The sequence below is a fragment of the Arsenophonus sp. ENCA genome (assembly GCF_002287155.1).
Lineage (GTDB): Bacteria > Pseudomonadota > Gammaproteobacteria > Enterobacterales > Enterobacteriaceae > Arsenophonus > Arsenophonus nilaparvatae.
Window position 1 is genome coordinate 1 of record NZ_NHNG01000462.1, and the last position, 9196, is coordinate 9196.

Sequence of the window (9196 nt, forward strand, 5' to 3'; positions counted from 1 at the left end):
AGGTAACCATCTGGGCAGATACCGGTTTTCAAGGTATAGATAAACAGCATCCTAATACACAAATCCCAAAAAAAGGAACTCGAAAAAGACCTTTATCGCCTGAACAAAAACAAGAAAATAAAATAATCTCGGGCATCCGTATTACAGTTGAACACGCCATCGCGGGTATCAAGCGCCTCGGTTGCATGACCCAAATTTTACGGAATCGTAGACCCTTTATTGATGATACCTTCTTACTCCTTAGCGCAGGTCTTTGGAATTTCCATCTCAGAACAGCGTAAAATTTACTTCAATCACCGAAACACCCTTATTTCACTATTAAGCAACACGCTTAGTGTATGCGCCATTAGCTGACTTACGGGCTATGAGCCCTAGGAGAAATCGGGCTGCATACACCTTGCCAAATTCACTCGTGGCTATTTTAAACTCTTTTCAAGATACAAGGTGACACCTTAGTTGTCTGGAAGCTGGATAGACTGGGTCGCAGCATTAAACATTTGATTACTTTAATATCCAAACTTGAAGATAAAGACATTCATTTTCATAGTTTGACGGATTCTATCGACACCTCTTCGTCAGCCGGTCGTTTTTTCTTTCATGTGATGAGCGCGTTAGCACAAATGGAGCGGGAATTGATTGTCGAGCGTACTCAGGCTGGTTTAGCCGCGGCAAGAAGCAGAGGACGTATCGGTGGTAGACCTCGCTCATTATCTTCTGCACAGCAAGAGCAGGCTAAAAAATTACTTGAGGCCGGTCATAGTAGAAAACAGATTGCATTACTGTATGGCATTTCATTAGCAAGCATCTACAAATATTATCCCGTTAATCGCATCTCTAAAACGGTCGAAAATACGGCTGATGAAAAATAACAGTGTAATTCCGTTGCACTGATGGAAACAAAAGTAGCTCGCCATTTATCGCACGTTTTGGCTTCAAATATCGCACGCCGCATCAGAATGACCATGAAACTGGGTTCCGTCTTCCAGAACCAATATAGCTGGCTTAATCAAAATACCCTCCAGAAGAATAAAAAAACATTTATTGAGCATATTTATTCATTCGTAAGCCAATAAATTCGTGCCAAAATGGAATTTATGCAAATTTTTGGCAAATTGCGCGCATTCTAATGATGAGAAGAGTGATTGTCTAGTAAAAAATAATTTTTTATTACTTTTTTAGTTAATTTATAATGAAAAATCAATGTAACTAGTAAAATGATAAATTATCTTAGCAAAATAATCGATTGCATAGCATGATAATTGTAAAAGTATGGTTTAGATAAATTTCATTATAGTAAATGTGCAAAAAATCATCTTAAATCAATAAAATTTTTATTTTAAATAACAGAAATAAAAATTATCAAATAAAAAAAATTAATAACCGCCAAAAAAATCAAAAACTTAAAATTAATCTTTATTTATCAAATGGATAGCTATATAAAAATTAAATGTTTTCTAAATTTAATACATCTTTCATGCTATATAAACCACTTTTTTTCCCTTTTAACCATAAACAGGCCTTCACAGCCCCATTTGCAAACGTCATCCGACTTGATGCTTTATGAGTTATCTCTATTCTTTCACCTATATCAGCAAAAATTGCCGTATGCTCGCCAACAATATCGCCAGCTCTAATCATTGCAAAGCCAATGCTGTTATTTTCTCTTTCACCAGTAATACCTTGGCGACCATACACTGCACAATCTTTTAAATCACGGCCAATTGACTTGGCAATAACATCACCCATTGCTAAGGCTGTTCCTGAAGGCGCATCGACTTTATACCTGTGATGAGCTTCAATAATTTCAATATCACTATATTCGCCCATCACTTTTGCGGCTTTTTCTAATAACTTCAACATCAAATTAACGCCAACACTAAAATTGGCTGCTAATACAATAGGGATCGTTTTCGCCGCTTCTTCAATCGACTTCTGTTCAGTTTCATTAAAACCTGTAGTGCCAATAATCATCGCTTTGGCATATTTTTTACAAACTGACAGGTAATATTGCGTACCTTCGGGACGGGTAAAATCGATCAAAATATCAAATTTATCTAAAACATTAATTAGATCATCACTAATTATAACATTTAAACCGCCAATACCGACTAATTCACCAGCATCAGTACCTACTATACTTGAACCTTTTCTTTCTAACACAGCGCCTAAAACAACGCCATTCTGTTGTGAAACTGCTTTAATTAGTTCACGTCCCATGCGGCCACCCGCACCAACGATGGCAACACGAATATCTGAATTAGTCATGTTTATCTCTCTTGATTAAAAGCAGATTAAGTATCTTGAGTTCGATAAGATTAATATTCATCCTAGCTTAATGCTTACAGCAACCGTCAGTGACAAAAAAAGCCATTAGGGTTGACTTAATTAATCGATAAACTGCTGCGCTAAAAAATTCATTTAATAAAATGCCCAAATAGCTATTATTATATTTCTTTGATTTCAACACGTAGCTCTTTTGGTACTTCAAAAACAATATTTTCTTCATGACCAGCAAGTTCAATCATTTCACTGGCACCTAAAACCATTAAGCGTTCAATAACCTGACGAACAAGAATATCTGGTGCAGATGCGCCAGCAGTAAGACCAATAATCTGCATATTTTCCAGCCAATGTTCTTGAATATCATCAACGGAGTCAATCAGGTAGCCCGGCTTGCCTGCTCTTTGAGCCAATTCAGCAAGACGATTGGAATTAGAAGAATTTTTAGAACCGACAACTAGTACAATATCAGCCTTATTAGCCAATTCACGCGCTGCTTCCTGACGATTGGTTGTCGCATAACAGATATCATCTTTGCGTGGCCCGATAATATTTGGAAAACGAGTATTTAACGCGTCAATAACATGAGCAGTATCATCAACCGATAAGGTAGTCTGGGTCATAAAACAGAGGTTATTTTCATCTTTTACTTGTAATTTCCAGACATCCTCCGGCGATTCAACCAAATACATACCTCCAGCCGGATTATTATATTGCCCCATTGTGCCTTCTACTTCAGGATGCCCAACATGACCAATTAAAATCGCTTCTTTACCTTTACGACTGGCACGCGCAACTTCCATGTGTACTTTAGTCACCAATGGACAAGTTGCATCAAATAACATGGTCAGATGACGTTGCTTAGCTTCCTGTCGAATTGCTTGAGAGACACCATGAGCAGAAAAGATCAAAATAGCACCATCAGGGACTTCAGAGATTTGTTCAATAAAAATCGCCCCACGTTGCCGTAAATTGTCAACCACATAACGGTTATGAACAACTTCATGCCGAACATAAATCGGCGCACCATAAAGCGCCAGTGCTCTATCAACAATACTAATTGCCCGATCAACACCTGCACAGAAACCCCGAGGGTTAGCCAGCAATATTTGCATTTGATTCCTCCCATTTCGGGTCAATTTCCAACACTTCAATGTTAAAAATGATATTCTGAGCCGCTAACGGGTGATTAAAATCAACAGTGATAGACTCTTCCGTCACTGCTTTTACGATCCCTGGCATTTCACTGCCATTTATCGTGGTAAATAATATGATGGCACCGACTTCAGGTATACCGACCTGAATAAAATCTTTTGGCATAAAGTATTGGATCATATCTGGGTTTGGTTTACCAAAAACGTCCTCTCCGCCTAAAGTAAATGTCTTTTTTTCACCAACACTTAAACCAATTAATTGTTTTTCAAGTGCTCGCGATAGGCTTTTATCGCCAAGGCGAAAAAGTGCCGGTTTATCCTGATTATAGGTTGAATCAGCAATTGAACCATCCTCAAGTTTGATCGTGAAATGCAGCAACACGGCACTATTTGCTTGTACTAAGGTTAACATGACAATAAAAACCCACTGTTAGAAATAAATCAACCTGTTATCAACGTAAACGAACGATAAACTAAGATCCGCTCGCTTTTTTATCTGTATTGATGAAACTATCAAGAATGATGAGTGCCGCACCAAGACAAATCGCCATATCCGCAATGTTAAATGTTGGCCAATGCCAGTCACCAACATAAAAATCAATAAAGTCAACTACGAAGCCATGGACTAAGCGGTCGCACAAATTCCCTAATGCTCCACCAATAACCAATGCATAAGCAATATTACTCAATTTTTTATTCACGCTTTGGCGATACATCATTACGATAAGCACCACACAAATGACAATCGCAACCAAGGCAAAGAACCAACGCTGCCATCCCCCTTTATCAGCTAGAAAACTAAATGCTGCACCAGGGTTTTGAGCATAAGCCAAATTGAAATAAGGCATTAATGGTATCGACTCATATAATTGAAAATTATTCAAAATGAGTTGCTTACTACCAAGATCAACAATTAATATCACAACCGTTAACCATAACCAGCGTAAACCAGTAGAGCAGATAGGATTTTTCATTAGGCAAACTTACGTATTTCACCGTTACCGGCTGCATTAGTAATACAGCGGCCGCATAATTCTGCATACTCCGCCTCCCGACCAATATCCGTTGCATAATGCCAACAACGAGGACATTTATCACCTTCCGCCTGCTGGAAAGCAATTTTCAATCCACTCAGTTCACTATTCTGTGCCTGAACTGGGGCTTGGCTAATATCAATTACTTTAGCCTGTGAAGTTAACAATACAAAACGTAACTCATCACCTAAACGATTTAGTATTTCTGCCAGTTCTGTATCAGCATATAAAATCACTGCAGCCTCCAACGAGCTACGGATAAGTTTGTCTGCACGCGCTTGTTCGAGAACTTTATTAACCTCACTACGGATAATTAATAACTTATTCCAAAATTCATCATTAAGCGTTTCATTAACATCCAAGCCAAACAAGTCAGCATAATATTCATCAGTAAAGACATATTTGCTCTGTCTAGCAGGTAATTGCTGCCAAATTTCATCGGCCGTGAAAGAAAGAATCGGCGCAATCCAGCGTACCAAGGCCTCTATGATATGGAATAAGGCTGTCTGACAACTACGACGTGCCAAGCTATCACTTTTTGCCGTATATTGACGATCTTTTATAATATCTAAATAGAAAGAACCCATTTCAACTGAACAAAACTGCATCAAACGCTGAACGACTGCATGAAAATCATAATTAGCATAATGCATAGCGATTTCCGCTTGAGCGGCTTTCGCCCGCCCTACTGCCCAGCGATCTAATATCACCATATCTTCTGGTTTAACTTGATGTGAAGCAGGATCAAAACCGTTCAAATTGGCTAATAAGAAGCGTGCTGTATTACGAATACGCCGATAGCTGTCGGCAGAACGTTTTAAAATCTCATTTGAAACAGCAATTTCACTAGTATAATCGGTTGAAGCAACCCATAGCCGCAGAATATCAGCCCCTAAATCATTCATGACGTCTTGTGGGCTAATGGTATTACCCAAAGATTTTGACATTTTACGGCCTTGTCCATCAACCGTAAAACCGTGGGTTAATACTTCTCGATAAGGCGCTTTTCTTTTCATCGCAGTTGATAGCATTAGAGACGACATAAACCAACCACGATGTTGATCAGAGCCTTCCAAATATAAATCAGCAGAATGGCCTTTAAATTCAGGGCGAACATCTACAACGGCATAGTGTGTAGAACCAGAATCAAACCAGACATCAAGCGTATCGGGGACTTTAACATAATCAGCTGCATCACTTCCTAATAGGGCAACGGGGTCAAGATCCCACCACGCCTGGATACCTGCTTTTTCAACATGTTTAGCGACTTCTTCAATCAATTCTAACGTCCGCGGATGTAATTGTTCTGTCTGCTTATGCACAAATAATGCCATCGGCATACCCCAGGTGCGCTGACGAGAAATACACCAATCTGGACGATTTACAACCATAGATTCAATCCGGCTTTGTCCCCAATCTGGGATCCATTTAACCCCGTTAATCTCTTTTAGCGATTGTTCACGTAAACCATTTTTTTCCATACTAACAAACCACTGAGGTGTAGCACGAAAAATAACCGGTGTCTTATGCCGCCAGCAACAAGGATAACTATGCTGTAATATTTCTTTATGTAGCAATGCCCCTTTTGCCGCTAAAAGTTCGATAATTAATTCATTTGCTTTAAATACAAAAACACCGTCCAAACCAGGATAAGTATTAGGTAAATAACACCCATTTGGACCGACGGGATTTGCTATTTCAAGTTTATATTTCTGCCCAACAATATAATCATCCGGACCATGGCCTGGTGCCGTATGTACAATCCCGGTACCCGCGTCTAAAGTAACGTGATCACCTAAAATAACAGGCACATCGAAATTCATAAATGGGTGATGAAAGCGCAGTAATTCCAATTCAGAGCCATTACATTGTGCTAAAATTTGCCACTCTGTTGCTGCAATACGCTGCATTACTGTTTCAACCAGTGATTTTGCCAAAATTAAACATTCATTATTATTGACTTTCACTAATTGATATTCAAAATCAGCGTTAACCGCAATCGCCCGGTTGGCGGGTAACGTCCAAGGCGTGGTCGTCCAGATCACGGCTGAAACCGGCAAAGCCGACGATTTTACGCCAAATTTACTATAAACAGCGTTAGCATCCACCGCGCTAAAGCGTACATCAATGGAAGGTGATGATTTATCATAATATTCAACTTCCGCTTCCGCTAAGGAAGAACCGCAAGCAGTACACCAATGAACCGGTTTAGCACCTTTCACTAAGTGGCCATTTTCAATCACTTTACCTAACGCACGAATAATATTGGCTTCGGTACTAAAATCCATGGTTAAATAAGGCTGTTCCCAATCACCAAGTACGCCCATTCTGATAAAATCAGCTTTCTGGCCCTCAATTTGTTCTTTGGCATATTTGCGACACTCTTCACGAAAAACAGCTGCAGAAACCTTGTCACCGGGTTTACCGATAATTTGTTCAACTTTATGTTCAATTGGCAAACCGTGGCAATCCCAACCAGGAATATATGGCGAATCAAATCCGGCCAGCCCTTTAGATTTAATGATAATATCTTTGAGAATTTTATTAACTGAGTGACCAATATGAAGACTTCCGTTTGCATAAGGAGGACCATCATGCAATATAAACATCTGTTTGCCTGTTTTGGCCTGGCGAATAGCTTGGTACAAACCTTCTTTATACCAACGGGCTAACATTTGCGGTTCTCGTTTAGCGAGATCACCGCGCATAGGGAACCCTGTTTCCGGTAAATTCAGGGTATTTTTATAGTCACTCATCTAAATTCTCAGTTCCAATTTTCTGCTAAATATCTAAATTATGACGACTGGAAGAATTGTCTCGCAGCCATTATATCCTTACCGATTTGCTGTTTTAATTCATCAATAGAAGCAAATCGCTGCTCATTACGCAATTTTTTACGCAATACAACATCAATATGATGTCCATATATATCCATATGCACATCTATCAAATGAACTTCAATTTGCTGATCAACCCCATTCACGGTTGGGCGTGTGCCAATATTGGCCACTGCCTGCAAAGGGTGATCGGCTAATCCATATACTTCTACCACATAAACGCCTTTAACAGGCATAACTAAACATTTAAATGGTATATTCGCGGTTGGGAAACCGATCGTACTACCAAGCTGGCGACCATGTACCACTCGACCACTTAATCGGTAGGGGTGTCCCATAAGATTCTCAGCAAGGGTAAGATTATCACTTAATAGTGCTTGCCTGACAGCCGTACTACTAACTCGCTGGCCGGCGTCACAAAAACTTTCAGTATTGGCCACTTCAAAACCATATTGTTCCCCTGCCTCACGAAGATATTTAAAATCACCCTGTCTATCTTTGCCAAAACGAAAATCATCACCTATCGCCAAAAATTTAACCCCCAATTTTTCCATCAGCAATTCTGAAACAAAAGCCTGCGGTGTCAATGAAGCAAATGTTGGATTAAATTTAACACACAGTAAATAATCAACGCCATATTCGGTAAAGTATTTTATCTTATCACGTAAACGCGTTAAACGTGCTGGCGCATTTGCGCCCAAAAAAAACTCCAATGGTTGAGGTTCAAAAATCATGACCATCGTTGGCAGCCCGAGACGCTGACTCTGTTGTTTTAAATGTTTCAATAATGCCTGATGCCCTCGATGAACAGCATCAAAATTGCCAATAGTCAACACACAACCATGATGATATGCGCGAATATTATGTATACCACGTACTAACTTCATAATCGGCTCAATATAATAAAAATTGCTGCATTATACCGCTTACTACCTTGAAGGTTAAGTCACCATTTGATTAATATTTATAACAAAGATAATAAATGGTTGTTTGTCAGTAAAAAAATACTTAATCTAACCACTTTCCTACAATTTCATCCGGTTTTTCACATTTAAAACTGTATTCTCACTCAGTAAACTGGTAAAATCCCTGGTCATCACAACAGATCGCATTGCTATACACGATGCTTATTTACACAAATTCATTGACAAATGAAGGCGAAAAAGGCATATTCCTCGGCCTTTAGATTGTCCTCGATAGAATAAATATTTGGGAGTTGAACCTTGGCTAATATCAAATCAGCTAAGAAACGTGCCATACAATCAGAGAAACGTCGTCAGCATAATGCTAGCCGTCGTTCTATGGTGCGTACTTTTATCAAAAAAGTTTATGCCGCTATCGCTACTGGCGATAAAGAAGCAGCACAAAAAGCATTTAACGACATGCAACCTATTGTTGATCGCTATGCTAGCAAAGGCTTGATCCACAAAAATAAAGCTGCACGTCATAAAGCAAATTTAGTAGCGCAAATCAAATCAATGTAATTTATTTTTGATTTTGCTAAAAAACCGGCTTCAGCCGGTTTTTTTATTATTATTAAAAATGGCTCTTATTGTTTATAAAAGCTTTGATCAAATAGACCAGAAAAATCCTTATTACAAACACGTTGCACTGCTGGATGCTGGATCATACGTTCAGCAAAAATAACATAATATTCTTCTTTTACTTTATCCATATGACCAATTTCAACTACTTCATTAAACTAGTTGCTGAATAGAGACTTGCATTTTTTGTCACGCTATTGAGAATAAAAAGAGGTTTAACTTAGAGAATAAAGGTTTGAAATGATCAACAAAGAGCGGCTGTTACGAGATAATCGTTTATGTAAAGCAATCATTGGATTATCAGTCGAAGAATTGAAAAATTTAGCCGCTGAATTTTCAGCTTGTTA

The 9196-nt window shown here is 38.8% G+C and carries 9 protein-coding genes and 1 pseudogene; 3 read left to right on the forward strand and 7 right to left on the reverse strand.

The window, feature by feature from the left end; genetic code table 11:
• Together CBG25_RS11990 and CBG25_RS11995 are read left to right on the forward strand one after the other, a co-directional pair.
• The coding region (locus CBG25_RS11990; protein WP_290603775.1) for a transposase family protein at positions 1-281 on the forward strand (281 nt) is incomplete at its 5' end.
• Between the two features lie 159 nt (positions 282-440).
• Positions 441-869 (forward strand): annotated as a pseudogene (locus CBG25_RS11995) (recombinase family protein); the annotation flags it as partial.
• A 574-nt stretch (positions 870-1443) separates the two neighbouring features.
• Here the strand turns inward: CBG25_RS11995 and dapB are convergent.
• The 6 genes from dapB to ribF form a co-directional block, all read right to left on the reverse strand.
• Positions 1444-2265, reverse strand: a complete 822-nt coding sequence (gene dapB, locus CBG25_RS12000) for a 4-hydroxy-tetrahydrodipicolinate reductase (protein WP_290606872.1) — start codon at positions 2263-2265, stop codon at positions 1444-1446.
• 179 nt (positions 2266-2444) lie between these two features.
• Positions 2445-3395, reverse strand: a complete 951-nt coding sequence (gene ispH, locus CBG25_RS12005) for a 4-hydroxy-3-methylbut-2-enyl diphosphate reductase (RefSeq protein WP_290606874.1) — start codon at positions 3393-3395, stop codon at positions 2445-2447.
• The gene (gene fkpB / locus CBG25_RS12010) at positions 3376-3846 is read right to left on the reverse strand and encodes an FKBP-type peptidyl-prolyl cis-trans isomerase (protein ID WP_290606877.1); all 471 of its coding nucleotides are present in this window, start codon (positions 3844-3846) and stop codon (positions 3376-3378) included. The genes ispH and fkpB overlap by 20 nt, the downstream gene beginning before the upstream one ends.
• A gap of 61 nt (positions 3847-3907) precedes the next feature.
• Positions 3908-4408 (reverse strand): signal peptidase II, encoded by a 501-nt coding sequence (gene lspA, locus CBG25_RS12015; RefSeq protein WP_290606879.1) that lies wholly within the window; start codon positions 4406-4408, stop codon positions 3908-3910.
• The gene (gene ileS, locus CBG25_RS12020; RefSeq protein ID WP_290606881.1) at positions 4408-7224 is read right to left on the reverse strand and encodes an isoleucine--tRNA ligase; all 2817 of its coding nucleotides are present in this window, start codon (positions 7222-7224) and stop codon (positions 4408-4410) included. Before ileS ends, lspA begins: the two co-directional genes overlap by 1 nt.
• Positions 7225-7262: 38 nt before the next feature.
• On the reverse strand, positions 7263-8192 hold the full coding sequence (gene ribF, locus CBG25_RS12025; protein ID WP_290606883.1) for a bifunctional riboflavin kinase/FAD synthetase: 930 nt from the start codon (positions 8190-8192) through the stop codon (positions 7263-7265).
• A 336-nt stretch (positions 8193-8528) separates the two neighbouring features.
• On the opposite strand from ribF, the gene rpsT reads away from it, so the two are divergent.
• A complete protein-coding gene (rpsT, locus tag CBG25_RS12030) occupies positions 8529-8789 on the forward strand; it encodes a 30S ribosomal protein S20 (protein ID WP_026821429.1) in 261 nt (86 codons plus the stop codon).
• Between the two features lie 65 nt (positions 8790-8854).
• On the opposite strand, the gene CBG25_RS12035 is transcribed toward rpsT, so the two are convergent.
• A complete protein-coding gene (locus CBG25_RS12035) occupies positions 8855-8980 on the reverse strand; it encodes a hypothetical protein (RefSeq protein ID WP_290606886.1) in 126 nt (41 codons plus the stop codon).
• Between the last annotated feature and the right edge of the window lie 216 nt (positions 8981-9196).

Coding starts and splice junctions, on each gene's coding strand:
- dapB (WP_290606872.1), bottom strand. CDS start 2,265: ATGACTAATTCAGATATTCGTGTTGCCATCGTTGGTGCGGGTGGCCGC.
- ispH (WP_290606874.1), bottom strand. CDS start 3,395: ATGCAAATATTGCTGGCTAACCCTCGGGGTTTCTGTGCAGGTGTTGAT.
- fkpB (WP_290606877.1), bottom strand. CDS start 3,846: ATGTTAACCTTAGTACAAGCAAATAGTGCCGTGTTGCTGCATTTCACG.
- lspA (WP_290606879.1), bottom strand. CDS start 4,408: ATGAAAAATCCTATCTGCTCTACTGGTTTACGCTGGTTATGGTTAACG.
- ileS (WP_290606881.1), bottom strand. CDS start 7,224: ATGAGTGACTATAAAAATACCCTGAATTTACCGGAAACAGGGTTCCCT.
- ribF (WP_290606883.1), bottom strand. CDS start 8,192: ATGAAGTTAGTACGTGGTATACATAATATTCGCGCATATCATCATGGT.
- CBG25_RS12035 (WP_290606886.1), bottom strand. CDS start 8,980: ATGGATAAAGTAAAAGAAGAATATTATGTTATTTTTGCTGAACGTATG.